Annotated in this window: 1 protein-coding gene; it reads right to left on the bottom strand. The window is 75.0% G+C overall.

What is annotated here, in order from left to right; all coding sequences use genetic code 11:
• Positions 1–117: 117 nt before the first annotated feature.
• The coding region (locus tag SB660_RS21975; RefSeq protein WP_410584568.1) for a zinc finger domain-containing protein at positions 118–256 on the bottom strand (139 nt) is incomplete at its 5' end.

The raw sequence follows: 256 nt of genomic DNA, 5'->3' as shown, positions 1-256 counted from the left end.
CAGCCATTGGGTGATCTCGGCACCGTCGCTCATGCCCCCTCCTCGCCCCTGCGCCGCGACTATAGCGCGATCCCCTGCGCGGCGCGGCGGCCCCGGATTGGGTGGTCGGACAGGGCCTCAGCGCTGGCAGCGCGGGCACCAGACCGTCGTGCGCTGGCCGATCGCCGCCTGCTTCAGCGCACCGCCGCAGCGCGGGCAGGGCTGGCCCCCGCGTCCGTAGGCCGCGAGTTCCTGCTCGAAGTAGCCCGGCGCGCCA

Origin of the sequence: Bacillus sp. SIMBA_005 (genome assembly GCF_046535585.1) — a bacterium.
Classification (GTDB): domain Bacteria; phylum Bacillota; class Bacilli; order Bacillales; family Bacillaceae; genus Bacillus; species Bacillus pumilus.
Note: the sequence above shows the minus strand (reverse complement) of the source record. Positions and strands in the feature narration are given on the sequence as shown.